A 24,909-nucleotide genomic window follows, 5' to 3' on the forward strand; every position below is an offset into this window, starting at 1 on the left:
GAGAAAAGGCGTGACACGGACCCGGAAAATCATCGTCTGGACGCTAGGCATCCTGGTGGCGTTAATCGTCGTAATGATCGTCTTCGTCTCGACGTTCGACTGGAACCGGCTCAAGCCTACCCTCAATGACAAGGCGTCAGCCGCGCTCAACCGTTCGTTCGCCATCAACGGCAATCTGGGTGTGGACTGGCGCCGCGAAACGGATCAGGGCGGCTGGCGGGCCTGGGTCCCGTGGCCGCACATCTCGGCGGAAAACATCGAGATCGGCAATCCTTCCTGGGCAAGCAACCCACGCTTCGTGCACCTGGACCGGGTACAGTTGCGGATCTCGCCTCTGGCGCTTTTGAGCAAGCAGGTCTATATCCCACGTATCGACGTGACCAAGCCGGAAGCCAACCTGCAACGCCTGGCGGATGGTCGTAATACCTGGACCTTCGACCAGGGCGACAAACAGGAAAAGGACCCAAACGAAGCATCCTCAGCCTGGACCGTGGACATCGGCACCATTGGTTTTGATGCAGGCCAGGTCGCCTATGACGATGACATCGTACAGGCCCACGTCAAAACCACGATCACCTCACTGGATGCTCCCATTGCCTATGCCGACATCGTTGGGCAGGCCGGGACTCAGCGGCAGCGGGCCAATGTCAAACAGACCCAGGCACTGCAATTTGGCTGGACCGTGAAGGGCCGGTACAAGGAGCAAGCCGTGGAGGGCAGCGGCAAGATCGGTGGGCTACTGGCATTGCATGATCCGGACGCACCCTTTCCCATTCAGGCCGATGTCCGCGCGGGTGCCACGCACCTAAATGTCTTCGGAACGCTGACCGAACCGCTCAAGCTGGGGGCTCTGGATCTGCGGCTCAAGCTGTCCGGGCAGAGCCTGGGGCAGCTCTATCGCCTGACGGGCGTAACGCTCCCGGAAACGGCGCCGTACTCGACTGATGGACACCTTACCGTTGTCCTCAACGACCCGGCCGGGCCACGTTTCCAATACGAGGACTTTTCTGGAAAGGTAGGGCAGAGCGATCTTCATGGAGATCTGCAATATACAGGGGGCAAGCCACGGCCAAAACTGACCGGCGAACTGACCTCAAATCAGCTGCTTTTTGCTGATCTGGCGCCTCTTATCGGCGCCGACTCTGCCGAGCAGAAGCAGGCCCGCGGTGAAGAGAACAAGCAGCCTGCGGAAAAGGCGCTACCTGTCTCCGAGTTTCGTACCGAACGGTGGCGCGCCATGGATGCCGACGTGAAGTTTACCGGCCAGCGCATCGTTCAGAATGCCTCATTGCCGCTGTCTGATCTGTATCTGCATCTGAAGCTGACCGATGGCGTCCTGCTCATCGATCCACTGCGCTTTGGCGCCGCAGGCGGTGCGCTGAATAGCACGGTTCGCCTGGAAGGAGACAAGAGCCCCATGCCCGCCCGGATGGATCTGCACATACGGGGCGTCAAACTCAAGCAGCTGTTCCCTACGGTTGAAGCCATGCGTGACAGCTTTGGCGAACTCAACGGTGATGCCACCCTGACGGGAACGGGTAACTCGGTCGCAGCACTGCTGGGCAGCAGCAATGGTGAACTCAAGGTGCTGATGAATGATGGCTCCATCAGTCGTAGTCTGATGGAAATCGCTGGCCTCAATGTGGGCAACTATCTGGTCAGCCGCCTGTTTGGTGACGATGAGGTGGCGATCAATTGCGCTGCGTCGGATCTGCAGGTCACGAATGGACTGATGAAGACGCGTGTCTTCGTATTCGATACGGAAAACGCTTTGATCAACATCGACGGCACCGTCAACTTTGCTAATGAGCAGATTGACCTGTCCATTGAGCCGCACAGCAAGGGCTATCGCATCTTCTCGCTCCGCTCGCCTTTGTATGTGCGGGGAACATTGAAGAATCCTTCGCCAGGCGTCAAACCCTTGCCCTTGGCTGCACGGGGCGCCGCTGCCGCACTGCTTGCCACATTTGCCGCCCCGGCTGCGGGCCTGCTGGCACTTGTGGCCCCGAGCAATAACAGTCAGGACAACCAGTGCAAGGCCCTGCTTCAACAGATGAAAAGAGGGAACTAATCAGGCTTTACCGTTTATCTGTCAGGCCGCAACGAAGCGACCGTTCAGCGGGCGTGACAGAACAAGTGAAGGGTTATACCTCTCAAAACAGGTGTATCTCACTCAGGGAGACCCAAGCCATGAGCGATATGGGCCAGGAGTATGAAATTCACTACAAATTGCTGGGCGAGCCCCACACCGACCGCATTGCCGACCTGAACGTACCGGTCACCGATGTGGTTCGTGAGCTGGCCGTCAAGCATCTGATTGCCGTCAACGATGCACAGTACCTGCTGTTCGATCTCGAACCGGGCTTGCCTATCGTGGGCATCAGTGATGTTTCGATCCACCGACTGGATGATGGAGTAGCGCAATGATTCGCGCATTCAGGGAAAACCTGACACAGGGTTTTGCGGGTGTATTACTGCTGCTGAGCGCTGTTGTTTTGGGCGGTTGTTCCACCGCCACGGTTGTGACCCTGCAGGATGGTACCGAGTACATCACCCAGGACAAACCCAACACTAAAACTGCCGATGGTTTCTATGAATTCAAAGACGTTTCCGGCCGCCAGATTCGCGTCCGGGCTGATGACGTAGCAACGATCAAAGCCGAAGACTGATCCGTCTGAACAGGAGGCACCTATGCCACGCGGCGACAAGTCAACCTACAGCGATAAACAAAAGCGCAAGGCCGAGCACATCGAGGAAAGCTACGAAGCCAAGGGCATGTCGGAAGACCAGGCGGAGGCGCGTGCCTGGGCTACCGTCAACAAACAGTCTGGTGGCGGCAACAAGAGTGGCTCCGGCAAACAGAAAAGCGAGACGGCCAAGCGCGCCGATCGTAAGGACTCTGCTCGCCGTGCGGTCGCAACCAAGCATGGGCATTCGCCGAATTCAGGACGCTCACCCAGTCGTAGCGCGTCGACGCGCGGACGTCGCGGCAGTACATCGCTGAGTGACATGACACGTGATGAACTAATGAAGAAAGCCGCAGAGCAAGGCGTTACCGGTCGCTCGCGCATGAAGAAAGACGAGTTGATCAAGGCCCTGAGCTGACCAACCCGATTTCGAGTTACACAGACCTCTTCTGCATACCGTGGGTATGTGGTCTGTGCGGGCGCAGCTGGCGCATTAGGTGACCCTGCCCCACCTTGAGCGTATAAAAAAGCCCCAGCGCCTAATAGACGCTGGGGCTTTTTCGTCAGGGCAGAATCAATCCTGTGCCTGATTGGCTTCCGGACGGAACATGCTACCCGTCACCAGATAGCGTTCATGCCAGGAGAGGGCTTCCGGCAACAGGTGAGGCGTATGTTTGCCGTAGCTACCACTGTTGGCCCGATCGATGTAGTCCGCCAGCATGTCGCGGTAGCTGGGGTGAACGCATTTTTCCAGGATGACCTTGGCACGCTGCTTAGGACTGAGCATGCGCAGGTCAGCCAGACCCTGATCGGTCACGATGACACTGACATCGTGCTCGGTGTGATCGACGTGACTCACCATTGGCACAATCGTGGAGATCAGGCCATTTTTTGCCGTGCTCGGCGCCATAAAGACTGACAGGTAGGCATTACGGGCAAAGTCGCCTGAGCCACCGATGCCGTTCATCATCTGTGTGCCCATGAGGTGCGTGGAGTTCACGTTGCCGTAAATGTCGGCCTCGATCATTCCGTTGAGTGCGATACAGCCCAGGCGACGCACCAGCTCGGGGTGGTTGCTCACGCCTTGCTGGCGCAGGATGATTTTCTTGCGCAGCATCTCCGAGTGTTCGAGGAAACGCTCGATACCGGCCGGGCTCAGGGAGAACGAGGTAGCAGCAGCCAGGTCCATCTTGCCGCTGATCAGGAGTTCAAGCATGCCGTCCTGGATCACTTCGGTAAAAGCGGTCAGGCCCGCGAACTCGCTTTCGCCCAGCCCCTGCATGAAGGCATTGGCGATGTTGCCGACCCCGGACTGGATCGGTAGCAGGTTGGCCGGAATACGACCCTGACGCACTTCGAAGCGCAGGAAATCGATCATATGCTCGGCAATGGCCTTGGAGGCAGCATCCGGTGCCTTGAACGGGCTGTTGCGGTCTGGCGCGTCGGTCTCGACCACGGCCACTACTTTCTCCAACGGCACCTGCAAATAAGGCTCACCTACACGCTCACCCGGATGGGTCAGTGGGATAGGGGTACGGTTGGGCGGCAGGGCGGTGTCATAGAAGATGTCGTGCATACCGTCGAGCGCATCCGGCTGCCAGCGGTTCACCTCCAGAATCACGGCATCGGCCATGTCCAGCCAGGTCTTGTTGTTGCCGACCGAGGAGGAGGGCACCAGGCTGCCGTCTTCACGAATGGCGGTTACTTCCACCACGGCAATGTCAACCTTGCCGAAAAAGCCGTAGCGAACCTTTTCAGCCAGTTGCCCCAGATGAATATCCATGTAATCCAGCTGGCCGGCATTGATGCGGCTGCGCAGCTCGGGGTCGGACTGGAACGGTACACGCAACTCGATACCGTCGACGCGGGCCAGCGCACCGTCCAGTTCAGGCGCAGTGGATGCGCCCGTCAGGACACGAATACGAAACGGCTCGCCTCGGCCATGGACTTCGGTAATGTGCTGGGCCAGGGCACCAGGAACGGCCTTGGGGTAACCTGCGCCGGTAAAACCGCTCATGCCAACGGTCATGCCATGGCGAATATGGCGAGCTGCCTGCTCGGCAGACATGCGTAGGGCAGCGAACGCGGGGTGGCGGATGCGATCACTCATCAGTGGAACCTCACAGCAAGGATAGAAGCATGCCCGCTTTCCAGTCTTATCATTGTCATGACGGGGCGGAGCTGCGGGCACCGTAGACCAAAACTAACGTTAGCGCCCTAATCAATAGGTCGTATTCTGCCCCATTGATAAGCGCGCTAGAGCGGCCAATTGTCGCAGATTAGTCGATCAGTTGCCGCTGATAATCTTTCCTGAACTGCATCAGTGAGCTACGCACGACTGTTACTGCGCCGTCGATCAAGCCGCAGCGCCCGCTGCCGGGCAGTAACTCGCACAAGCTTTCCAGGGCACGCAGATCACTGTGCAGGCCGCCACCGGTATCGATCCGTCGCAGCAGGCGAGACAGCTGATAAGTACCTGTTTTACAAGGTGGACATTGCCCGCAGGAACCTGCAGCAAAGAAGTCCACATACTCGGCCACCTTGCGTACGATGCTGGTGCCTTCGGAGATCACAATCATGGCCCCGGTCCCCAGGCTGGATCCGCGTGCCTTCACAGAATCGAAATCTAGCGCTACATCAAGATGCTGTTCGGTTAACAGTGTATTAGATGGACCGCCGGTAAAGACGGCCTTGAAGGCGCGGCCCTGCAGCATGCCGCCGCCGTGCTCGAAAATGAGCGCGCGCAGCGACGTACCCATCGGCAGTTCGTACAGCCCCGGCTTGAGCACATCGCCGGAAAGCGAGTAGAGCTTGGTACCTGCAGCGCTGCCCATACCCAGATGGCGATACCAGTCTGCACCGTGCCGCAGGATATGCGAGACGTTGGCCAGCGTCTCGGTGTTGTTGATAAGGGTAGGCTTGTTATCCACCCCGCACTCGGCCGGGTAAGGCGGCTTGCGATGGGGGAAGGGAAAGCCTCCGTCGAGGGTGGCAATAACGGCTGTTTCTTCGCCCCCAATGTACAGCCCCGAGCTTTCCACTACGCGCAGGTCAATTGGTCGACCCTGCAGAGCTGCCAGCTCCTGAAAGAGCGGCTCTGTCTGCCATTGCTGTACGGCCTGTCCCAATGACACGACGGACGCGTGCTGATGGGGATTCACATAGAGCAGTACATGGTTGGCCCCAATGGCCGTGGCGGCAATCAGTGCACCTTCGATGACCTGATGTGGGGATTTTTCCAGCAGTACGCGATCCTTGAAGGTACCGGGTTCATCTTCATTGCCGTTGCAGACGACGTATTTATCCAGGTATGACGGTTGCGCAGCCGCAGGTGCCCATTTGCGATGGGTAGGAAAGCCGGCACCTCCCATACCCCTTAGGCCGGCTTCCTCCAGAAGGGGGATGATGGCGTGCGGCGCGGCCAGTGCCTGACGTAATCCCTGGCCGCCGCCCTGAGCGAACCAGGCTTGCAGATTGGCTCCGACCTGGGCTGAGGGTGAGAGCAGAACAGGTGTGAAACTCATGACGGTACTCCTCAGGACGGCGTCATGCCGGCCAGCATGGCCTGAACAGCACCGGGTGCGCTGGCACGCAGGGCCACATCGCGGCGCAGATCGAAATTGCCGTAATCAGGAAACAGACAGGGGCCGCAGACATGGGTGGGCAGCCCTGCCAATGTGATTTGCCGCTGCCAGTCGTACAGGTGATAAAGACCTACCTTGGGGGCGGGTTTCGGACTGGCTGTCGCGCCTGCATGCTGCCCCGCCCGGCGGCCGAACGCGATGATTTCCAGCAAGGCATTGCCCATCATGCGGTTACGGCCGTGGATGCCACCGCTGATTTCGCCTGCGCAATACAGGCCGGGTATGGCTGTCGCGCCGTGTTCGTCGATTTCCACACCGCCGTTCTGGTAGTGCAGGGTAGGCCGTACCATCATGGGCTTGACCTTGGGATCGATTCCGCAGCGATGGGCCAGATGCCCCAGACTGACCAGTCGCTCTTCCAGGATGCCCGGATGCCTGCGCTCAAGACCGGGGGTATCCAGGAAGACGCCCAGATTACCGTCACGCTCCACCCCACGGCCCTCTGCGCACTCCTTGAGAATGGCAGCGGCCACTACATCGCGTGGTTGCAGCTCATCAACAAAGCGCCTGCCTTCACCATTGATCAGCCAGGCGCCAGCAGAGCGCGCCGCCTCGGAAATCAAGCCGCCAACCAGGTGCGAAGGCCAGGCTAGGCCGGTCGGGTGGTACTGGAACGAATCCAGCTCCCGCAGTCGAGCACCCATCCGATACGCGAGCACCAGTCCGTCTGCGGTTGCACCGTAGTGGTTGGATGTTGGGAAGTCGTTCAGGTGCAGCCGTCCCGCGCCGCCTGTCGCCAGGATTACCCGGCTGGCGCGTACCAGAATGAACCCATGCCAGTCGAGGTTGTACAGCACGGCTCCTACGCATTGGCCGCTCTCGTCGGAGAGCAGCTCTACCAGCGGGCAGCGATTCCACAGCGAGATACGGTCATCCAGCTCCACGGCCTCACGCAGGACGCGCATCAGCTCAAGGCCGGTATAGTCGCGGTAGGAAAGGATGCGGGCGCATGTTGCGCCGCCGGGTTTCTTGCGCAAGAGTTTGCCACCCACCGGGCTGCCTTCGGTCAGGTCGAACAGCATGCCGCGGCTAATCAGCCAACGAATGCAATCAGGTCCCGACTCTGCCAGGCGAGCTACCAGCGTACGGTCTGCACACAGGTGGCCGGCGCGCAGGGTGTCCTCGAAGTGACGCTGCAGGCTGTCCTCTTCGCCGACAGCGGCCTGGATCCCGCCTTCCGCCATGACGGTATTGCTGTCACCCAGGCGTAGCTTGGTCGCCAGGATGACGCGTCGCCCCTGTTCGGCGGCTGTCAGCGCGGCCGCACAGCCCGCACCGCCGCCTCCGATGACCAGTACTTCGGTATTGATGACCGGTGCACCTGCCAGATCGGCATCACTGATCTGCGCATTGCTCTGCAGTAGGGCGGCCAGCCGGGAGGGGCATTCATCACCGCGGTTGGCCCCGATGCTCAGGCGAGTACGAGTACCCTCCTGGTAATCCGGGTGATAGCGTTGCAACAATGGTGTTTTGTCCACTGCCGGGGGCGCCATGCCGTCGCACCGGCTCAGGTTCGCCAGGGCAAGTTCGTAGGCAATTCCGCTCATGGCCAAATCCTCAGGTGAGCTCGACGTTTGGATCGACCGGCATGACGCCCAGGTCGATCTGACGTAGTCGCAGCAGCAGGTCGGAAGGACGCAACATCACGGATGCCGTCATCCGGCGAATGTACAGCCCCAGGTGGTTGGGCGAGATGTGTTCCGGGCAGGCAATGGTGCAGAGGTTGCACATGATGCATTCATCGAACACCTTGGCTGCGCTCAAATCGCCCGATGCGGCCAGGTTTACGCCTTTCTGGACTTCAAGGTGCTTGGGACAGGCACGGTCGCATCCGCCGCAGTGCCGACAGTGGCTGGCTTCGGGAAAGGCGCTGTTGATGCGGTCCAGCAGGTTCCAGGTATCGTCCCAGTTGTTGGTGGTGTAGGTGTGATGGCGGTTCATCGGCAGGTGATCCAGAAAGCTGACCTGCATGCCGTCCTCCACGGCGGTTTCACAAGCCAGGGCCGTCGTGACTTCGCGCGAATCCTTGCGGCGCAGCAGCACGCGGCAGGAGCCGCATACACCTTGTCCCATGCAGCCGACACCATCGGTGAGCGGCTGTCCAGAGTCGATCACCGCCTCTAGAAGCGAGCGGCTGGTTGAAGTCTCAATACTGTGGCCGTTGATGGTCACGCGGGCGCTGAGGTCTGTCATAACACCTCCCTGACAGTCAGTGCGGGCGCGGAGTACGCCTTGATTAGCGCAAGGATAGATAGGCAGCCGTCAGTGCATACTGACCTGGCTCAATAGGCGGGAGGAATGGCTGGGTGACCGACGAAAGGCCACCCGGGCGGTGCTACGGTCAGGACGGCCGTAGCACCGGTGACGCTTAGTGCCCGTGCTGATCAGGCTCCGAGGGAGCGTTACCTGTCACGCGACGTACGACGCGACCGATGGTCAGGCCCTGCATGAGGATGGAGAACAACACCAGTATATAAGTGATGGTCAGGATCAGGTCCCGTTCCGGCCCTGCGGGTAGCGATAGGGCCAGCGCCACTGAAATCCCACCCCGCAGTGCGCCCCAGGTCAGAATGCCCATGGTGCCTTTGGCCATGTGTCGCCAGTGCGGCGTCAGCATCACAACCGGTGTCACGCTAATCCAGCGGATAAGCAGGATGGCCAGGGTAAAGGCCACAGCGGCGGCCAGGTGCAGTCCTGTCACAGGCAGTAGCAAAAGCTCCATGCCGATGAGCACGAACAGCATGGCATTGAGGATCTCGTCGATCAGCTCCCAGAAGCCGTCCACATAGCGGCGTGTGGTATCGGACATCGCTTTTTCACGGCCACGATTGCCGATGAACAGGCCGGCCACGACCATCGCAATCGGACCGGATACATGCAGGTGGGGAGCCACGGCAGCGCCGCCAATAACCAGCGCAAGTGTCAGGAGCACCTCGATCTGGTACTGATCGATGCTTTTGAGCATCCGGTAGGTGACATAGCCGATCACCGAGCCGAACAGGATGCCGCCCAAGGCTTCCTCGACAAACAGCATGACAGCGTGCCCGGCGGAGGGTGTCTCGCCGGAGGCGAGAATGCCGAGCAGCACGGTAAACACCACAACAGCAACGCCGTCATTGAACAGGGACTCACCCACGATGGTGATTTCCAGTGATTTTGGCGCCTTGGCTGAACGCAGGATTCCAAGAACGGCAATCGGGTCGGTTGGAGAAATCAGCGCGCCAAACAGCAGGCAATACACCAGGTCTACATGCCAGCCCAGCAAGGGAAAGACGTAATAGGCCGTTCCGCCGATCAGGGCGGTAGAAACGAGAACGCCCAGGGTAGCCAGAAGGCCGATCGGCCAGCGGTAGCTGCGAAGATCCTGAACATTGACGTGCAAGGCGCCGGCAAACAACAGGAATGACAACATCCAGTTCATCAACAATTCGTTGAAGTCGATTCGCTGGATCAGCCTTTCAATGGTTACCTCCAGCATGGGAAACCCCAGCGCCGACGCAATTTGCAGCAGCACACTGAACACCAGTGCAATCACCATGACGCCGATCGTGGGCGGCAGACCGACGAACCGGTAGTTCACATAAGTGAGCAGCGCAGTAAAACAGATAAAGGCAGCGGCGAGTTCAAGCATTGAACATCCTTTCAGTACAGCGGATAGAAAGTAGAGGCCATGATGGCCATTAGGTAATTCTCATTAAGAACACCTATAGACGCGGAAAGTTACAGTTTTTTAGGGCACCGGCTGCGGACAAAAGTCACAACGGTAGCCAAGGCCATGAGGGTGCCTGGATCATCTTGTTGATATGTCCGTCTCGCTGGAAAGCGGATATCAAGCGTGCAGAGTCTGGAAAAGCCCTAACCTTTGGCTTATAAACAGGTCACTATCAGGTCTGCCAATTCAAGGAATTCCCGTGACGTTCGGCTACTGGTGCATCCTATTCGCCTACCTCATTCCCTATGGCGCCGCGGCGTACGCAAAATTTACCGGCAGTGGCTTTACGCCGGATAACAACCGGCATCCACGGGATTTCCTTGCCAAGCTGGAAGGGCCTCAGGCGCGTGCTAACGCAGCGCAGCAGAATGCGTTTGAAATTACACCGCTGTTTGCCGCTGCCGTGATCGTGGCGCATGTCACCGGAGGTGCGGCTCAGGGAACGATCAATTTCCTGGCGCTCCTGTTCGTGGTCAGCCGTATCATTTATACCTGGCTGTATATCAAGGACCGTGCAACCCAGCGCTCCAAGGTATGGGCCCTCGGCATGCTGTGTATTGTTTTTCTTTTCTTCGCTGCGGTCTGATTTGCGTCGACTGATCAATCGCCAAAACAAAAGGCCGGCATGTTTCCATGCCGGCCTTTTGGTCAGTGATCGCCGCCTGCAGGAGCGGGGCCCTTGGCGCCGAAAGGTGGCTTGGCCAGCCAGATGATCAGGAACAGGCCCATGAACATCCAGCCGAGCAACGTGAAATAATCAATGGTGGACAGCATATAGGCCTGACTTTCGACCACGCGATCGAGCTGGGCGTACGTGGTGTGAGAAGGGCCCCCCAGCATCGAAATGTAGTCCCGTGTCGCTGGGTCGTACACCGTTACCTGCTCGGTCAGCTGAGCATGGTGGAACGTGGCGCGGCGTGCCCAGATCCAAGTCGTCAGTGACGACGCGAAACTACCGCCCAGTACCCGTAAAAATGTCGCAAGCCCGGAGCCGTCCGCAATGTCTTTAGGCGGCAGGCTGGACAACAGAATGCTGGTTGTAGGCATGAAAAACAGCGCAATTCCCAGCCCCATGAACATCTGCACTTCGGCGATATGGCGATAATCAACCTCGGTATTGAACGTGGCACGCATGAAGCACGAGGCACCGATCACCAAGAAGGAGCCCCCGGCAAGCAGGCGCAGGTCTGTCTTATGGGCGAACCGGCCAACCAGAGGCGACAGGAACACAGGCAAAAATCCCATCGGCGCAGCGGCAAGACCCGCCCAGACCGGCGTATAACCCAACTGAGTTTGCAGCCATTGGGGCAGAAGCAGGTTGATGCCGAAGAAGCCTGAATAGCCCAGTACCAGGGCCAGCGTACCAAAGGAGAAGTTACGGTATTTGAACAGCCGCAGGTTCACGATGGGGTGCTTGTCGGTCAGCTCCCAGATGACGCACGCTATCAACGCGATGACGGCAATCAGGCTGCCAATGACAATGAAGTTCGACTCGAACCAATCCAGGTCATTGCCTTTATCCAGTACAACCTGCAGGGCACCGACACCGATTACCAGAAGCGTCAGGCCCACATAGTCGATCGGCTGCCGAATGATCTGCTCCGGCTTTTTGCCCAGCTGTGCCCAAACCACCAGGGTGGCAAAGATACCGATGGGAACGTTGATAAAGAAAATCCAGGGCCAGGTGTAGTTATCCGTGATCCATCCACCGGCAATCGGGCCAATGATGGGAGCCACCACCGTGACCATGGCCAGGAGCGCCAGGGCCATCCCTCGCTTGGCGGCCGGAAAGATTGATAGCAGCAGCGTCTGGGCCATGGGATATAGCGGCCCGGCCACGAACCCTTGCAGCGCCCGGAAAAATACCAGTTGTGGCATCGATTGCGCGATGCCACACAGGAACGAAGTGATAACGAATAGCACCACCGCAGCAAGGAACAGCTTTACCTCACCGAAGCGACGTGCCATCCAGCCGGTCAGGGGCAGGGCAATCGCGTTGCTGACAGCAAACGATGTGATTACCCATGTACCCTGCTCGGAGCTTACGCCCAGATTGCCTGAAATCGTGGTCAGGGCCACGTTGGCAATGGTGGTATCCAGCACCTGCATGAAGGTGGCCAGCGACAGGCCGACCGTGGCGAGCACCAGGCTCGCCGGGCGGAATGCAGAATCGCTCATGTGATCTCCGATTAGCGCTTGGCTACATCACGGGAGGCCGGGCCGTTCTCGTGGATCAGACGCTCGATCAGGCGATCGGCATCCTCCAGCTGGCGGGTATAGACGTCGGTAGCATAACGGGGCTGGGCCAGCGGCTTCTGCGCCAGGACCGGGCCGTCCAAATCATGCAGGTCGACGTCGACGTTCATTGACAGGCCAATGCGCAGCGGGTGCTTTTCCAGCGCATCTTGATCCAGGCGAATCCGCACGGGCAGGCGTTGAACAATCTTGATCCAGTTACCCGTCGCGTTCTGGGCAGGAAGCAGGGAGAACGCACTGCCGGTGCCGACCCCCAGGCTCTCTACCGTACCGTGATACTTCACATCTTCACCGTACAGGTCGGAATGAATTTCAACCGGCTGACCGATGCGCATGTCGCTGAGCTGGGTTTCCTTGAAGTTGGCGTCGATCCAGATCTGATCCAGTGGCACCACGGCCATCAGCGCTGTACCCGGCTGTACGCGGCTGCCAACCTGTACCGAGCGCTGGGCTACATAGCCTGTCACCGGTGCAATGATGGTGCTACGAGCATTGTTCAGATAGGCCTGACGCAGCTGGGCGGCGGCGGCTTTCACATCGGGATGGGACGCGATCACCGTATCGTCTACCAGTGCACGGCTGGTACTGAGTTGTTGCTCGGCGCTGGTCAGTGCATTTTCGGCTGCGTTCAGCGTATCACGGGCGTGGGACAGTTCTTCCTGCGAGATCGCACCGCCGCGTGCCAGATCCTGACGACGCTTGTAGTCGGATCGTGCACGTTCCAGCTCGACCTTGCGTGAAGCTACCTGGGCCTTGTAGCTGTCCACGTTGCTGTACAGGCCGCGGACCTGACGAACCGTCTTGGCCAGATTGGCCTCAGCGCTCTGCAGCGCGACTTCGGTGTCGCTCGGGTCGAACTTCACCAGGACCTGACCCTCATGCACCAAGTCACCATCGTCAGCGGTAATGCTGACAACCGTACCGGTCACCTGCGGCATGATCTGGACAACGTTGCCGCTCACATAGGCATCATCGGTGCCCTCATGAAAACGGCCATAGAGTGTGTGATAGAAGTAAGCGCCCACTGCTCCCAGGATGACGAGCAGAAGCAGGAGCAAAAGAAAGAACTTGCGCTTGCCGGATTTGGGCTTGCTGTTCTCGTTAGTGGCGGTTTGTGCGTTTGATTCAGCCATGTCTTACGTCTCAGCGATCCGAAGTTACACGTGGGCCCGGTTGCAGAGCCGGTGTGTCAGAAGAGGGTTCAAAGCCACCACCTAGCGCCTGCATCAGCAGGACGGAGGTATCAATACGCTCCGTCGCGAGGCTGGCCAGTTGGCGGTCTGCCTGAAGCAGTTGTTGCTCGACACTCAGCGCATCGAGATAACTGCCGATACCGGCGCCGTAACGCTGCATCGCGATGTCGAAAGACGCCTGAGCAATGTCGCGGGCACGCTGCTGTTCCTGAATCTGCTGATTCAGCGAGCGCAGCCGGGAAATACTGTCGCCGATATCACCAAGAGCATTGACCAGCGTCTGGTTGTACTGGGCGACGGCCAGGTCGTAATCGGCGTTGCGGCTGGCCAGATCAGCCCGGCGGCGACCACCGTCAAAGATCGGCAGCGACAGGGCCGGACCGATATTGAAGAAGCGGCTGGGTGCTCCAAACAGGGCGTCGCCCAGCAGGGCATCGGTACCGGCCGCGGCGACCAGGTTGAGGTTTGGATAGAAATTGGTCCGGCTTGAATCAATGTCCTGCGAAGCGGCCTCCACACGCCAGCGTGCGGCTACCAGGTCGGGACGACGACCGATCAGCTCGGCAGGCAGTTGGCTGGGCAGTGCGATTGTCTTGGGTGCAATCAGTTGTGGACGACCAATGCTGGCACCCCGGTCAGGACCTTTACCCAACAGGACGGCCAGACGGATCTGCGCACTTTCTACAGACTGCTTGGCAGCAGTGAGCTCCGCCTCCGAGGCGGCTTCCAGGCTCTGGGTCTGTTGCAGCTGGAACTCACTGTCCAGGCCCGCCGAGACACGCCGCTGGGCAAGATCGAGCATGCCGCGGGTACGCTTGAGGTCTTGCTCGGCCAGGTCGAGCATGACGTAAGCCTGACCCAGTTGGTTGTAGGCGCGTGTAACGTTGGCGGCCACGGTCAGCTCAGCGGCCTTGCGGTCTACCTCGCTGGCGCGGGCGCGGCCCAAAGCGGCTTCCCAGGCGGCACGTTGGCCACCCCAGAGGTCGAAGGTATAACTGCCATTAACGGATAGCTCGCGCAGCGTGCTATAGCGCCCGCCCTGGCCGGTCGGATCATCGCGACGTGACAGCCGGGAGCGGGTTATCGAGGCGTTGCCATCAAGCGTCGGCTGGCGATCGGCGTTTGCAGCAATCACCGCTGCATTGGCCTGACGGGAGCGGGCATCGGCCACCTGGAGGTCCGGGCTCGATTGCAGCGCCTCACGGATGAGGCTGTCGAGTTGGCGATCTCCCAAGGTGTTCCACCAGTCGCTTTTCGGCCAGGCAGCCGGTGACAGGGCAGAACCCGCAACGGTCTGCTCGCTGTGCAGGCTCGCTGCGTCAAGCGCCCGGCCTTCTGTATGCAGGCCTATGGGTGACGCGCAACCCGACAGCACCAGGGCAATGGCCAGGGCTGAGAGAGGGTATTTAAGGCACATGGCGTTATTGTTCTCCTTCATTGGCCGGGACCAGGCCGGCCGGAACCAATATCTTCTTGAGCAGGCGCTCCAGCTCATCGATCTCGGAATGGGTCAGCTCGCCGGTCAGGTCGTTCATGGCGTCAGCTGCAATCTGCGGGATCTGTTTGCTCAAGCTGTGGCCCTGCTCGGTGAGCTCGAGGCGAACCTGTCGTCTATCGGTGGTGCTGCGCACGCGAGCAATCAGGTCCTTGCTTTCCAGCCGGTCGATCATGCGGGTCATGGCGCCACTGTCGAGGGACAGGCAACGGCACAGCTCTGCAGGCGTATCCGCCGTATTGCGTGCCAGCATCAGCAACACCTTGAACTGGGCAGCCGTGATGTCATAAGTGACAAGGTGCTTGTCCAGCAGGCGATCCTTGAGCGAATTGACCAAGTGGATCAGATGGCCGAGCGAGTAACGCAGCGAAAAATTATCTGGTTTGAAACGTGTCATGGCAGTATCTGCCCAGGCAGCTAAGTCTGAGTAGAATACTGCCTAGGCAGCTATCTGTTTAGCAACATTTTGCAAAAGTCTCTGTTGCTAAGAGCGCAACAATGATTAGAAGTGCCTGAGAGGAAGATCAGTGAAAACGAAAAGGCCGGGCAGTCGATGCGATGCCCGGCCTTTGGCGTTACTAGGAAAGGGGTTAGCCCTGCCAGTTGCAGTAGCAGCCTACCGACAAGGTATTGGTCGACCGTACGCTGCGCCCTGACACGAGCGCTTCGAGAATAGGCTCGATAAAGCTGTTACCAGCCGTACAGATCATGCCCTCGCTATAGGGGCCGACATAAGCCAGCTTGCCAGCATTATCCCAGATGGCTACGGCCGGGCTGGCGGGGAGGGTATTGGCTCCAGGAATCGTCGATAGGGCTTTCAGACGTCCATCCAGCATGGACGGCAGCTTTCCTTCGCTCCCTGGTTTCTGCACGCTGTAGAACTCGACGCCCCGATCACCAAAGCGCGCCGTCAGGTTACGCAGGTGCGCCTGGTTGCCTTCGTTGCATGGGCAGTCCGGGTCCCAGAAGTGCACCAGCCGGATTGGTCCCGGGCCCGCAAGCTCGGGCGGGAGTTGTAGATGACTGCCATCAAAAAAGGCGGTCTGCTCGGCAAACGACCGTAAATAGCGCAGCTCGAACCACCAGTAGGCAGCACCCGAACCAGCAATGACAAGGATGGTGAACAGGCAGAGCAGAATAGTGAATCGACGAGAGGGCATGGCATGACTGTTAATGCAAAAGAAGACATAGCTTGCCACGCCAGGGCGTGAAGCAGAACATGATTAAGTGTCCAAGCTTTACATGGGCAGGCCTCTCTTTTTAGTGTGACGACCATGACCACGCCGTTTCATCCAGAACAACTGCGACCGCTATTGGCGGAACTGTCCCTCGATCCTGGCGAGTCTGGCCCGGCCATTCTGGCGTATCAGTCCTTTTATGGACTCGACATGAGCCAGCAGCACCCAGGCGTCCAGGCTCGCCTGGGCCGCATGCGCGTGGCTGATTACGAGATCGCCGTGCAAGGGTGGTGGCATGACCAGCCGCGGGCCACGCTTCTGGTGCTCCATGGCTATTACGACCACATGGGGTTGTATCGCCATGCAATCGACTGGGCGCTGTCGATGAATTTCGCCGTGCTGTCTTGCGACCTGCCGGGGCACGGGTTATCCAGCGGTCCGCGCGCAAGTATCGATGATTTTGCCGAGTATCAAGCGGTATTAAAGGCTCTGCTCGATCAGGCCAGACGCCTTGATCTGCCGCAGCCCTGGCATCTGCTGGGGCAGAGCACGGGAGGTGCGATTGTACTGGACCATTTGTTGAACGGGCAGCCCGGTGCGGAGATAGGCGAAGCGATCCTGCTGGCGCCGCTGGTTCGCCCCTGCAGCTGGAAGATGTCTCATCTGACCTACCGGCTGGTTGGCCCCTTTGTCCGGGCATTGCCCAGGCGGTTTTCGGCCAACTCCGGTGACGAAGCGTTTCTTACCTTTCTACAGCATCATGACCTGCTGCAACCGCGCGAGCTGCCCAGTCGCTGGGTAGGAGCGCTAGCCCGCTGGATTCCACGTATTGAAAAGGCTTCGCCCAGTCTGCATCGGCCCATCATCATCCAGGGTGAGCAGGACTTCACTGTGGATTGGCGACACAATCTGCAGGTGCTGGAACAGAAGTTCGACAAGCCAGAGGTGCTGCGCCTGCCTGAAGCGCGGCACCATCTGGTCAACGAAACCGAAGCGTTACGCCAGCGCTACTTTGATTTTCTAAGGGAGCGGCTGGCGTAGAGGAAGGGTTTAGTTGCTGCCTGAGCCAAGGCCTGCTCGCAGCGCGGCCAGGGCGGCCTGGTAATAGCGATGGCCCTCAGGCGAGCTGGCAAAGTCGGCAAACTGGGTCAGCTCGTTGTCGGAAAGGGTGCGATAAACGTAGAGCAACGTGTTTTCCAGGTCGCCATTGTTCATCTGCTGCATGATGCGCTCGCGTTGCTGGCCAATCATGCCCTGAGCCTGACCCATCAGACCAGGGAGCATCTGGCTCAGGCTGTCAGCCGCCAGACCTGCCAACGCCATGCTGACTTCCGCGCCGGCTTCACGAGCCGGAATCACGGCAGCGATTCGTTTGATCTGTGTCTGACGGGCGGCGCTGGCCTGGATCTTGGGCAGGCCACCCGAGCTGCGGGCGATTTGATCGCTACGGGTGGCGCTGACCTCCGCCGCGACGACCTTCTGGCCTATAGGCGATTGGAAAAACTGCAAGGCAGGATTGGTCTCCGGCAGCGACTGGCGCAGCTGATTAATGGCACGCTGATCGATGGCATCGGCCGAGAAGCGGCGGTTACTGTTATCCACCAGCGTCTGGTACAACGCTGGCGGTAGGCTGTTCTGGTAGCGCTGCTGTGCCGCTTGCAGCGCATCGCGGAAGTGGCTGCGCTGTTCGGGCCAGCCCGCGGTCTGGTAAAGGGTTTGATAATTATCGGCCAGCGCGGGAAGACCGATGGCGAGTAGCAGACCAGCAATAAAAACGCGCATGAACTCTCCTGCAAGGGCATGCCTTGAGCTGCAGCATGCCAGAAAAAAGACAGTATTCTGGGTAGGTATCACGTTGCTGTCGAGGTTGGAAAGGGCCGATTCGTCGGAGCGTATAAATTTGAGCAGAAGCGTTGACGACTTATTACAATGCCGACGCCGCCAGCCGCTCTTGTCTATGCTGGTTATCTCGTTGCGATGTCTCGCAGGAATTCGATATGCCCATTCGCCCTGATCATCCCTTGTTGCAGCGTATCGTCGATGATCTGGCCGATGTCGGCTGGTCCCATCAGACTGTGTTTCTACCCGATGATCTGACCCGTGCGCTGGCACAAGAGTGCCACAAACGTGCGCAGCACGGACTGTTGGCTCCAGCCGCTATCGGGCGTGGCGACAGCCAGGTCATTCGCGAAGGTGTCCGTGGTGATCAGATTGCCTGGTTAGAGGGCGATGAGTCTTCGCCTGCTATTGCCCGCTATCTGGCGCTTATGGATGCGCTCCGGCTGGCCTTCAATCAGAGCCTCTTCATGGGTCTCGAAGACTATGAAAGCCATTTTGCAATGTATCCGCCAGGGGCTTTTTATGCCACTCATCTGGATCGCTTCAAGGATGACGACAGGCGTATGGTGTCTCTGGTGTTGTACCTGAATGAGGCGTGGCTGCCCGAGCATGGGGGCGCACTGCGCATGCACCTGCCTGACGGACAGACCCGCGATGTATTGCCTGCTGGTGGCAGCCTGGTCTGCTTCATGTCTGGCGATTTGCCCCATGAAGTCCTGCCTGCGACGCGTGAGCGTATGTCATTAACGGGCTGGTTTCGCCGGCGGGGTGAAAACGTACTGGAAAACGTTTTGTAAATGGAAAAGATACTGATCAGCCGCTGCCTGCTGGGCCACCGGGTCCGCTATGACGGGGGCGCTCATGGCCCCTATGATCAGTTGAGTTCCTGGCTGGCGGAAGGACGTGTCGTCGCCGTGTGTCCAGAGGTTGCCGGTGGCCTGCCTACACCTCGGCCGCCGGCTGAAATCCCTGGCGGACAAGGTGCTGCCGTACTGGACGGCCAGCAGCCGGTGATGACCGATACCGGTGAGGACGTCAGTGCGGAATTTCTGGCTGGAGCCTGTCAGGCTGTTGAGCTGGTCAGGCAGCATCGTATCCAGATGGCGGTGCTCAAGGCGCGTAGCCCCTCGTGCGGCAATCATGAGAATTACGATGGCACCTTTTCCGGACACCGAGTCCCGGGTGAGGGCGTAACAGCTGCAGCTTTGCGGCGTGCCGGTGTAAAGGTCTTCAATGAAAGCGAGCTGAACGAGGCTGTAGCCTACCTGCAGGCGCTCGAAGCGAAATAGTATTCATGTACAAAACAAAAAGGAGGCCAAAGCCTCCTTTTTGTTGGATGAACGCTTAGAACAACACGCGGCAGCGAATGGTGCCCTTGACGTTCTGCAGCTTCTCCTGAGCCATGTCAGAGTAGGCGGCATCTACGTCGACTACCACATAACCGACTTTTTCGTCCGTCTGCAGGTACTGACCGGAAATGTTGATGCCGTTTTCGGACAGCACACGGTTGATCTCAGACAGTACGCCCGGCACATTCTGGTGAATGTGCAGCAGACGATGTTTGCCCGGATGAGAGGGCAGCGCCACTTCCGGGAAGTTGACGGAGGATACGGACGTACCGTTGTCGCTGTACTTCACCAGCTTCTCGGCCACTTCCAGACCGATGTTGGCCTGGGCCTCCATAGTGGAGCCGCCTACATGCGGGGTCAGGATGACATTGTCCAGACCACGCAGCGGGCTGATGAACTCGTCATTGTTGGAGCGCGGTTCGACCGGGAATACGTCGATGGCAGCGCCCAGTAGATGCTCGTCCTTGATGGCAGCGGCCAGTGCCTCGAGATCAACTACAGTGCCACGTGCAGCGTTAAGCAGGATGCTGCCTTTTTTCATGGCGCGGATTTCACGTTCGCCAATCATCAGTTTGGTCGAGGGCGTTTCCGGTACGTGAAGCGTTACGATGTCGGCCATGCCGAGCAGCTCGGTGATGGAAGCAACCTGTTGTGCATTACCCAGCGGCAGCTTGGTAACTACATCGTAGAAGTAGACCTGCATACCCAGGCCTTCGGCCAGGACGGACAGCTGCGTACCGATGGAACCGTAGCCGATGATGCCCAGCTTCTTACCGCGAATCTCAAAGGAGTTGTTGGCACTCTTGAGCCAGCCGCCACGGTGGCAGGAGGCATTCTTGGCCGGGATGCCGCGCAGTAGCAGGATGGCCTCGGCCAATACCAGTTCGGCGACCGAGCGGGTATTGGAGTAGGGCGCATTGAACACGACGATACCGCGTTCACGGGCGGCGTTCAGGTCCACCTGGTTAGTACCGATGCAGAAGCAGCCAACGGCGATCAGCTTCTTGGCGCAGTCGAACACTTCTTCGGTCAGTTGAGTACGGGAGCGAATGCCCACAAAGTGCGCATCGGCGATCTTCTCTTTAAGCTCAGCCTCGGGCAGCGCTTTGGAGATGTACTCGATGTTGGAGTAGCCAGCCGCTTTCAGCGTGTCTACTGCCGATTGGTGTACGCCTTCGAGAAGAAGAAATCTGATCTTGCTCTTGTCGAGTGAGGTCTTGCTCATCTGCGTTGAACCCGTAGTCCCGAGGAAGTGTGAATCGGCTGCCGGCTGGCGTCGCCGAAGGGTAGGCATATGCTAGCATGTTCTCCCTTTTCCTTGCCCGGATACGACCTGAGCGGTTCTCAGGACGACCATGAATGCCACGAGAGTTTCAACATGATTGACGCTGCTTTGATCGAATCGCTGAAAACCCTGGTCGAGCCCGGAAAGGTGCTCACGGATGCGGCCTCGCTGGAGTCTTACGGCAAGGACTGGACCAAGCACTTTGCCCCGGCACCGTCTGCCATTGTCTTTCCCAAGACGATAGAAGAGGTGCAGGCCATTGTGCGCTGGGCCAATGAACATCAGGTAGCCCTGGTGCCCTCTGGTGGCCGTACCGGTCTTTCGGCGGCAGCGGTCGCAGCTAATGGTGAAGTCGTCGTGGCATTCGATTACATGAACCGGATTCTCGACTTCAACACATTCGATCGTACCGTGGTCTGCCAGCCGGGCGTGATCACCGAGCAGTTGCAGGCCTTTGCTGAAGACAAAGGTCTCTATTACCCCGTCGACTTTGCCTCGGCCGGTTCCAGTCAGCTGGGTGGCAACATCGGTACCAATGCGGGCGGCATCAAGGTGATCCGCTACGGCATGACTCGTAACTGGGTAGCCGGCCTCAAGGTCGTGACCGGTACGGGCGAGTTGCTCGAACTAAACAAAGGCCTGATGAAAAACGCGACTGGATACGATTTCCGTCATCTGTTCATCGGTGCCGAGGGCACGCTGGGCTTTGTGGTTGAGGCCACGATGCGCCTGGAGCGTCAGCCAACTAATCTGACCGCCTTGGTACTGGGTACGCCGGATTTTGATTCGATCATGCCGGTACTGCATGCCTTCCAGGACAAGCTAGACCTGACGGCCTTCGAGTTCTTTTCCGACAAGGCCATGGACAAGGTCCTGGCCCGTGGTGACGTGCCTGCGCCGTTCGATACCCGCTGCCCGTTCTATGCGCTGCTGGAGTTTGAAGCGACAACGGACGAGCGCGCCGATCAGGCCTTGGCTACCTTCGAGCATTGTGTCAATGAAGGCTGGGTGCTCGATGGCGTCATGAGCCAGAGCGATCAGCAGTTGCAAAACCTGTGGCGTCTGCGAGAAGACATCTCCGAGACGATTTCCCACTGGACGCCCTACAAGAACGACATTTCCGTAACGGTTTCGAACGTGCCGTCCTTCCTGCGTGAGATTGATGGCATCGTGGGCGAGCACTATCCGGATTTCGAGATCATCTGGTTCGGTCACATCGGTGACGGCAACCTGCACCTGAACATTCTCAAGCCTGATGATCTCTCCAAGGATGAGTTCTTTGACAAGTGCAAGGTCGTGAACAAGTGGGTATTCGAGACCGTTGCGAAATACAACGGCTCCATTTCGGCCGAGCATGGCGTGGGCATGACCAAGCGGGATTACCTGACCTATTCCCGCTCAGAAGCCGAAATCGCCTACATGAAGGCTGTCAAGGCAGTCTTCGACCCCAATAACATCATGAATCCGGGCAAGGTCATCGCCTGATAGCCCTTGAGGATCAGGCGATGAATCGACCGTTCCGCTAACGTTCAGGTTCGTGTCGTTATGCTTGGCCGCCTGCCTTGGTAATGCGGCCAAGCTTTTGGTTATAAAGGATTAAACGGGACTTTTCCTCTTTCGGAGTCGGTTCACCATGAGCTACCAACACCAGTACGTCGATGGTACGAAGATCCACTTCCCGCTGGGCAAGGTGGTCTGTATTGGCCGCAACTATGCTGAGCATGCCAAGGAACTGAACAACCCTGTACCCACCGAGCCGCTCATCTTTATCAAACCGGCCAGTTCGGTCGTGCCGATTGAAGGTGGCTTCAGTATTCCTGAAGACCGCGGTGCGGTGCATTACGAGGCGGAAATCGCCGTATTGATCGGCAAGCCCCTGTCACGCACGCCAAGCGAAGAAGAGGTCCGGGATGCCATTTCGGGTTTCGCGCCGGCGCTGGACCTGACCTTGCGTGATGTGCAAGCCCGCTTGAAGGAAAAGGGTTATCCCTGGGAAATCGCCAAGGGGTTCGATGGCGCCTGTGTCCTGGCGCCTTTCGTGCCGGGTGATGCCTACAGCGATCTGGCTGATATCGATGTTCGCCTCACTATCAATGGCGAGGTACGCCAGGACGGTAACAGCCGTGACATGCTCAACCCGATCATTCCGTTGATCCAGCACCTGTGCACACACTTCTCCCTGCAACCCGGCGATGTGGTACTGACCGGTACGCCCAAGGGAGTCGGCGCGTTGAACAAAGGTGAGGAACTGGTCCTGGAGTTGCCTGGCAAAAGCCGCTTCACGAGTCGTGTTCTCTAACATCCACCCTTGAGTAATCCGGAAGCATCAGGCGACGGATCCAAACCGCTAAGCAGTCGAAACCGTCGTCATGCCAAAAGTATTACAACGTCGATCCCTCAAATGGTGGCTGGCCGGCTTCGTGCTGGTCGTCGCCGCCACGCTCACATACCTGTTTCACTGGGACCAGCGTGCCTGGCTCTGGTGGCAGGAACGTAACACGCCTGCCAACCAGCATGCGGACAATATCTGGCTTCCGGGCTATACCGCGGTCATTCAGGCCAAGCCCTTGCCCGGCATGGAAAAGGCCGAGGCATCGGACATCGCCTATAACCCGGCGACCGGCACCCTGTTCATTGTTATGGGCAAGGAGCCTTTGCTGGTGGAAACCAACCTGAGCGGTGACATTCTCAGGCAGATTCCCATAACCGGGCTTTCCAACCCTGAGGGCCTAGTGGTCCTGGATGGAAATCGCATGGGTATTGTCGATGAGCGTCAGCGTACGCTGGCCCTGTTCAATCTGACCCCCGAGACCCGCCAGCTGCAGCCCGCAGATTTCCAGTTTTTCGACCTGGGCTTTGCCGATGCCGGCAACAAGGGGTTCGAAGGCGTTGCCTGGGATGCGCGACAGCAACGTCTCCTGCTCAGCAAGGAGCGAGACCCTGCAGCACTGTTCAGCCTGTCCAGCGATGGTGATCAGATCCTGGGTGAGATGAGGGATCTTCCCGATCAGCCCGACCTGATGAATGATTATTCTGCGCTAAGCGTCGATCCCCGTACCGGCCATACGCTGGTGCTCTCGGATGAGTCGCACCTGTTGCTTGAACTGGACGAAAGCGGAAAGCCGGTCAGTTTCATCAGCCTGATCGGGGGGCTCAATGGACTCAGTAAAAACATCCCTCAGGCTGAAGGTGTTGCGATTGATGAAGAAGGAACCGTTTACATCGTAAGCGAGCCTAACCTGTTCTATGTCTTCCGGAAATCTGACTGACATAAAATATCCGTAGGCTTGTCGTCGAGCGCGGGCATGCAGGTCGCCCGGATGATCGATCCCTCGACGGCAACGGGCCTACCCATGCAGCGTATCTATCCTTACCGCATTCCTCTGGCTGGCCTGCTGATGGCAGTGCTCATCGCAACCATAGCCAGCCAGCAGACCCCGCTCCTGGCGCGTCTCTGGTATGGCGTTCAGCAGCACTGGCATGCCGATGAGCGCCGTGAGGTCTCGGTTTGGCTTCCTGATTATCATGTCGATATCGAGGCCAAGCCTGTGCCAGGGCACGCGGATTTGTCGGCGCTGACCTATGACCCGAGCCGGGGCACGCTTGCGAGCCTAACCAACAAGTCATCCCATTTCATCGAGCTATCACTCGACGGTGAAGTTCTTCGACAAATCCCTATGCAGGGATTCGATGACCCCGAGGCGATTGAGTACATTCGCCCGGGCGTTTTCGTCGTGGCAGAAGAGGGCCGGCAACGGTTGGTTCAGATTCATGTCGATGACATAACGCGCGTCATCGATGCGAATGACCCTCGCAATCAGACACGTCTCTCTCTGGAATTGGCTGCGTTCGATAATCGGGGTTTCGAAGGGCTCGCCTATGACAGTCGACACAAGCGACTCTATGTAGCTAAAGAAAAGGACCCTGTGCAGATCTATGAGGTCGATGGTTTTGCCGATCCTGAGCCCGGCGCACCGGCCAATATTACAATCAGGTCCAATGTGCTGCGTGACAGGGGCCTGTTTGTCGACGATCTGTCGAGCCTCCACTTTAGTGCCAGCACGAATCACCTGCTGGCGCTCTCGGATGAGTCGAGGCTGGTTATTGAGCTGGATAGCGAGGGGAAGCCCTTGAGCACCCTGCCGCTCGATGCCGGGCGGCAGGGTCTGACGAAAAGCGTGCCGCAGGCCGAGGGCCTGGCCATGGACGACCAGGGCACGCTGTATATCGTGAGCGAACCGAACCTCTTTTATCGATTCAAGCGTAACTAA

The 24,909-nt window shown here is 58.6% G+C and carries 24 protein-coding genes; 12 read left to right on the forward strand and 12 right to left on the reverse strand.

Annotated elements, in window-relative coordinates:
* Nucleotides 1–10: 10 nt before the first annotated feature.
* The 4 genes from PLU01S_RS05065 (at nt 11) to PLU01S_RS05080 (ending at nt 3,105) form a co-directional block, all read left to right on the forward strand.
* Nucleotides 11–2,071: an AsmA family protein gene (locus PLU01S_RS05065; protein WP_074823266.1), complete on the forward strand. Its 2,061-nt coding sequence runs from the start codon at nt 11–13 to the stop codon at nt 2,069–2,071.
* 119 nt (nt 2,072–2,190) lie between these two features.
* On the forward strand, nt 2,191–2,427 hold the full coding sequence (locus tag PLU01S_RS05070; protein ID WP_010796957.1) for a hypothetical protein: 237 nt from the start codon (nt 2,191–2,193) through the stop codon (nt 2,425–2,427).
* Nucleotides 2,424–2,669: a YgdI/YgdR family lipoprotein gene (locus PLU01S_RS05075; RefSeq protein WP_010796958.1), complete on the forward strand. Its 246-nt coding sequence runs from the start codon at nt 2,424–2,426 to the stop codon at nt 2,667–2,669. The genes PLU01S_RS05070 and PLU01S_RS05075 overlap by 4 nt, the downstream gene beginning before the upstream one ends.
* A gap of 22 nt (nt 2,670–2,691) precedes the next feature.
* Nucleotides 2,692–3,105, forward strand: coding sequence for a Rho termination factor N-terminal domain-containing protein (locus PLU01S_RS05080; RefSeq protein ID WP_010796959.1), 414 nt, complete (start codon nt 2,692–2,694; stop codon nt 3,103–3,105).
* A gap of 156 nt (nt 3,106–3,261) precedes the next feature.
* On the opposite strand, the gene PLU01S_RS05085 is transcribed toward PLU01S_RS05080, so the two are convergent.
* The 5 genes from PLU01S_RS05085 to PLU01S_RS05105 all read right to left on the reverse strand — a co-directional run bounded on the left by PLU01S_RS05085 (nt 3,262) and on the right by PLU01S_RS05105 (nt 9,962).
* On the reverse strand, nt 3,262–4,797 hold the full coding sequence (locus PLU01S_RS05085; RefSeq protein WP_010796960.1) for a succinyl-CoA:acetate CoA-transferase ScpC: 1,536 nt from the start codon (nt 4,795–4,797) through the stop codon (nt 3,262–3,264).
* A gap of 169 nt (nt 4,798–4,966) precedes the next feature.
* On the reverse strand, nt 4,967–6,211 hold the full coding sequence (locus PLU01S_RS05090; protein ID WP_074823263.1) for a complex I 51 kDa subunit family protein: 1,245 nt from the start codon (nt 6,209–6,211) through the stop codon (nt 4,967–4,969).
* 11 nt (nt 6,212–6,222) lie between these two features.
* Nucleotides 6,223–7,878: an FAD-dependent oxidoreductase gene (locus tag PLU01S_RS05095; protein ID WP_083397842.1), complete on the reverse strand. Its 1,656-nt coding sequence runs from the start codon at nt 7,876–7,878 to the stop codon at nt 6,223–6,225.
* Nucleotides 7,879–7,888: 10 nt separating this feature from the next.
* Nucleotides 7,889–8,524: a 4Fe-4S dicluster domain-containing protein gene (locus tag PLU01S_RS05100; protein ID WP_074823261.1), complete on the reverse strand. Its 636-nt coding sequence runs from the start codon at nt 8,522–8,524 to the stop codon at nt 7,889–7,891.
* A gap of 175 nt (nt 8,525–8,699) precedes the next feature.
* Complete coding sequence (locus PLU01S_RS05105) at nt 8,700–9,962, reverse strand: cation:proton antiporter (RefSeq protein ID WP_074823258.1); 1,263 nt, start codon at nt 9,960–9,962, stop codon at nt 8,700–8,702.
* Between the two features lie 280 nt (nt 9,963–10,242).
* Here PLU01S_RS05105 and PLU01S_RS05110 point away from each other — a divergent pair, with 280 nt between their 5' ends.
* The gene (locus PLU01S_RS05110) at nt 10,243–10,629 is read left to right on the forward strand and encodes an MAPEG family protein (RefSeq protein WP_010796965.1); all 387 of its coding nucleotides are present in this window, start codon (nt 10,243–10,245) and stop codon (nt 10,627–10,629) included.
* A 62-nt stretch (nt 10,630–10,691) separates the two neighbouring features.
* On the opposite strand, the gene PLU01S_RS05115 is transcribed toward PLU01S_RS05110, so the two are convergent.
* The 5 genes from PLU01S_RS05115 to PLU01S_RS05135 form a co-directional block, all read right to left on the reverse strand.
* Entirely contained in the window at nt 10,692–12,221 is a 1,530-nt protein-coding gene (locus PLU01S_RS05115; protein WP_074823254.1) for a DHA2 family efflux MFS transporter permease subunit, read from the reverse strand.
* An 11-nt stretch (nt 12,222–12,232) separates the two neighbouring features.
* Complete coding sequence (locus PLU01S_RS05120; RefSeq protein ID WP_074823252.1) at nt 12,233–13,432, reverse strand: HlyD/EmrA/EmrK family protein; 1,200 nt, start codon at nt 13,430–13,432, stop codon at nt 12,233–12,235.
* A 10-nt stretch (nt 13,433–13,442) separates the two neighbouring features.
* The gene (locus PLU01S_RS05125; RefSeq protein WP_233432119.1) at nt 13,443–14,930 is read right to left on the reverse strand and encodes an efflux transporter outer membrane subunit; all 1,488 of its coding nucleotides are present in this window, start codon (nt 14,928–14,930) and stop codon (nt 13,443–13,445) included.
* Nucleotides 14,914–15,384, reverse strand: a complete 471-nt coding sequence (locus PLU01S_RS05130) for a MarR family transcriptional regulator (RefSeq protein ID WP_074823248.1) — start codon at nt 15,382–15,384, stop codon at nt 14,914–14,916. The genes PLU01S_RS05125 and PLU01S_RS05130 overlap by 17 nt, the downstream gene beginning before the upstream one ends.
* Nucleotides 15,385–15,577: 193 nt before the next feature.
* Complete coding sequence (locus PLU01S_RS05135; protein ID WP_019363941.1) at nt 15,578–16,147, reverse strand: DUF6436 domain-containing protein; 570 nt, start codon at nt 16,145–16,147, stop codon at nt 15,578–15,580.
* A gap of 114 nt (nt 16,148–16,261) precedes the next feature.
* Here PLU01S_RS05135 and bipL point away from each other — a divergent pair, with 114 nt between their 5' ends.
* Nucleotides 16,262–17,206, forward strand: a complete 945-nt coding sequence (gene bipL, locus PLU01S_RS05140; RefSeq protein ID WP_074823245.1) for a phospholipase BipL — start codon at nt 16,262–16,264, stop codon at nt 17,204–17,206.
* 9 nt (nt 17,207–17,215) lie between these two features.
* On the opposite strand, the gene PLU01S_RS05145 is transcribed toward bipL, so the two are convergent.
* Nucleotides 17,216–17,947, reverse strand: coding sequence for a DUF2059 domain-containing protein (locus PLU01S_RS05145; RefSeq protein ID WP_074823244.1), 732 nt, complete (start codon nt 17,945–17,947; stop codon nt 17,216–17,218).
* A gap of 215 nt (nt 17,948–18,162) precedes the next feature.
* Between PLU01S_RS05145 and PLU01S_RS05150 the strand changes: the two genes are divergently transcribed.
* Nucleotides 18,163–18,801, forward strand: coding sequence for a 2OG-Fe(II) oxygenase (locus PLU01S_RS05150; protein ID WP_010796973.1), 639 nt, complete (start codon nt 18,163–18,165; stop codon nt 18,799–18,801).
* Complete coding sequence (locus PLU01S_RS05155) at nt 18,802–19,293, forward strand: 2-thiouracil desulfurase family protein (RefSeq protein WP_074823241.1); 492 nt, start codon at nt 18,802–18,804, stop codon at nt 19,291–19,293.
* Nucleotides 19,294–19,348: 55 nt separating this feature from the next.
* Here PLU01S_RS05155 and serA read toward each other — a convergent pair whose 3' ends face one another.
* A complete protein-coding gene (gene serA, locus PLU01S_RS05160; RefSeq protein WP_026003694.1) occupies nt 19,349–20,578 on the reverse strand; it encodes a phosphoglycerate dehydrogenase in 1,230 nt (409 codons plus the stop codon).
* Nucleotides 20,579–20,731: 153 nt separating this feature from the next.
* Between serA and PLU01S_RS05165 the strand changes: the two genes are divergently transcribed.
* From PLU01S_RS05165 to PLU01S_RS05180, 4 genes are all read left to right on the forward strand, one after another.
* On the forward strand, nt 20,732–22,123 hold the full coding sequence (locus tag PLU01S_RS05165; RefSeq protein WP_074823238.1) for an FAD-binding oxidoreductase: 1,392 nt from the start codon (nt 20,732–20,734) through the stop codon (nt 22,121–22,123).
* Nucleotides 22,124–22,271: 148 nt separating this feature from the next.
* Nucleotides 22,272–22,937 carry a fumarylacetoacetate hydrolase family protein gene (locus tag PLU01S_RS05170; RefSeq protein ID WP_074823235.1) on the forward strand — a complete coding sequence of 222 codons (666 nt, stop codon included), beginning with the start codon at nt 22,272–22,274 and terminating at the stop codon, nt 22,935–22,937.
* Nucleotides 22,938–23,007: 70 nt separating this feature from the next.
* Nucleotides 23,008–23,907: an SdiA-regulated domain-containing protein gene (locus PLU01S_RS05175; RefSeq protein WP_074823231.1), complete on the forward strand. Its 900-nt coding sequence runs from the start codon at nt 23,008–23,010 to the stop codon at nt 23,905–23,907.
* An 84-nt stretch (nt 23,908–23,991) separates the two neighbouring features.
* Nucleotides 23,992–24,909 (forward strand): SdiA-regulated domain-containing protein, encoded by a 918-nt coding sequence (locus PLU01S_RS05180; RefSeq protein ID WP_074823510.1) that lies wholly within the window; start codon nt 23,992–23,994, stop codon nt 24,907–24,909.

It is taken from the genome of Pseudomonas luteola NBRC 103146 (assembly GCF_002091675.1).
GTDB classification, from domain to species: Bacteria; Pseudomonadota; Gammaproteobacteria; order Pseudomonadales; family Pseudomonadaceae; genus Chryseomonas; species Chryseomonas luteola.

Coding starts and splice junctions, on each gene's coding strand:
- PLU01S_RS05070 (WP_010796957.1), top strand. CDS start 2,191: ATGAGCGATATGGGCCAGGAGTATGAAATTCACTACAAATTGCTGGGC.
- PLU01S_RS05075 (WP_010796958.1), top strand. CDS start 2,424: ATGATTCGCGCATTCAGGGAAAACCTGACACAGGGTTTTGCGGGTGTA.
- PLU01S_RS05080 (WP_010796959.1), top strand. CDS start 2,692: ATGCCACGCGGCGACAAGTCAACCTACAGCGATAAACAAAAGCGCAAG.
- PLU01S_RS05085 (WP_010796960.1), bottom strand. CDS start 4,797: ATGAGTGATCGCATCCGCCACCCCGCGTTCGCTGCCCTACGCATGTCT.
- PLU01S_RS05090 (WP_074823263.1), bottom strand. CDS start 6,211: ATGAGTTTCACACCTGTTCTGCTCTCACCCTCAGCCCAGGTCGGAGCC.
- PLU01S_RS05095 (WP_083397842.1), bottom strand. CDS start 7,878: ATGAGCGGAATTGCCTACGAACTTGCCCTGGCGAACCTGAGCCGGTGC.
- PLU01S_RS05100 (WP_074823261.1), bottom strand. CDS start 8,524: ATGACAGACCTCAGCGCCCGCGTGACCATCAACGGCCACAGTATTGAG.
- PLU01S_RS05105 (WP_074823258.1), bottom strand. CDS start 9,962: ATGCTTGAACTCGCCGCTGCCTTTATCTGTTTTACTGCGCTGCTCACT.
- PLU01S_RS05115 (WP_074823254.1), bottom strand. CDS start 12,221: ATGAGCGATTCTGCATTCCGCCCGGCGAGCCTGGTGCTCGCCACGGTC.
- PLU01S_RS05120 (WP_074823252.1), bottom strand. CDS start 13,432: ATGGCTGAATCAAACGCACAAACCGCCACTAACGAGAACAGCAAGCCC.
- PLU01S_RS05125 (WP_233432119.1), bottom strand. CDS start 14,930: ATGAAGGAGAACAATAACGCCATGTGCCTTAAATACCCTCTCTCAGCC.
- PLU01S_RS05130 (WP_074823248.1), bottom strand. CDS start 15,384: ATGACACGTTTCAAACCAGATAATTTTTCGCTGCGTTACTCGCTCGGC.
- PLU01S_RS05135 (WP_019363941.1), bottom strand. CDS start 16,147: ATGCCCTCTCGTCGATTCACTATTCTGCTCTGCCTGTTCACCATCCTT.
- bipL (WP_074823245.1), top strand. CDS start 16,262: ATGACCACGCCGTTTCATCCAGAACAACTGCGACCGCTATTGGCGGAA.
- PLU01S_RS05145 (WP_074823244.1), bottom strand. CDS start 17,947: ATGCGCGTTTTTATTGCTGGTCTGCTACTCGCCATCGGTCTTCCCGCG.
- PLU01S_RS05150 (WP_010796973.1), top strand. CDS start 18,163: ATGCCCATTCGCCCTGATCATCCCTTGTTGCAGCGTATCGTCGATGAT.
- PLU01S_RS05155 (WP_074823241.1), top strand. CDS start 18,802: ATGGAAAAGATACTGATCAGCCGCTGCCTGCTGGGCCACCGGGTCCGC.
- serA (WP_026003694.1), bottom strand. CDS start 20,578: ATGAGCAAGACCTCACTCGACAAGAGCAAGATCAGATTTCTTCTTCTC.
- PLU01S_RS05165 (WP_074823238.1), top strand. CDS start 20,732: ATGATTGACGCTGCTTTGATCGAATCGCTGAAAACCCTGGTCGAGCCC.
- PLU01S_RS05170 (WP_074823235.1), top strand. CDS start 22,272: ATGAGCTACCAACACCAGTACGTCGATGGTACGAAGATCCACTTCCCG.
- PLU01S_RS05175 (WP_074823231.1), top strand. CDS start 23,008: ATGCCAAAAGTATTACAACGTCGATCCCTCAAATGGTGGCTGGCCGGC.
- PLU01S_RS05180 (WP_074823510.1), top strand. CDS start 23,992: ATGCAGCGTATCTATCCTTACCGCATTCCTCTGGCTGGCCTGCTGATG.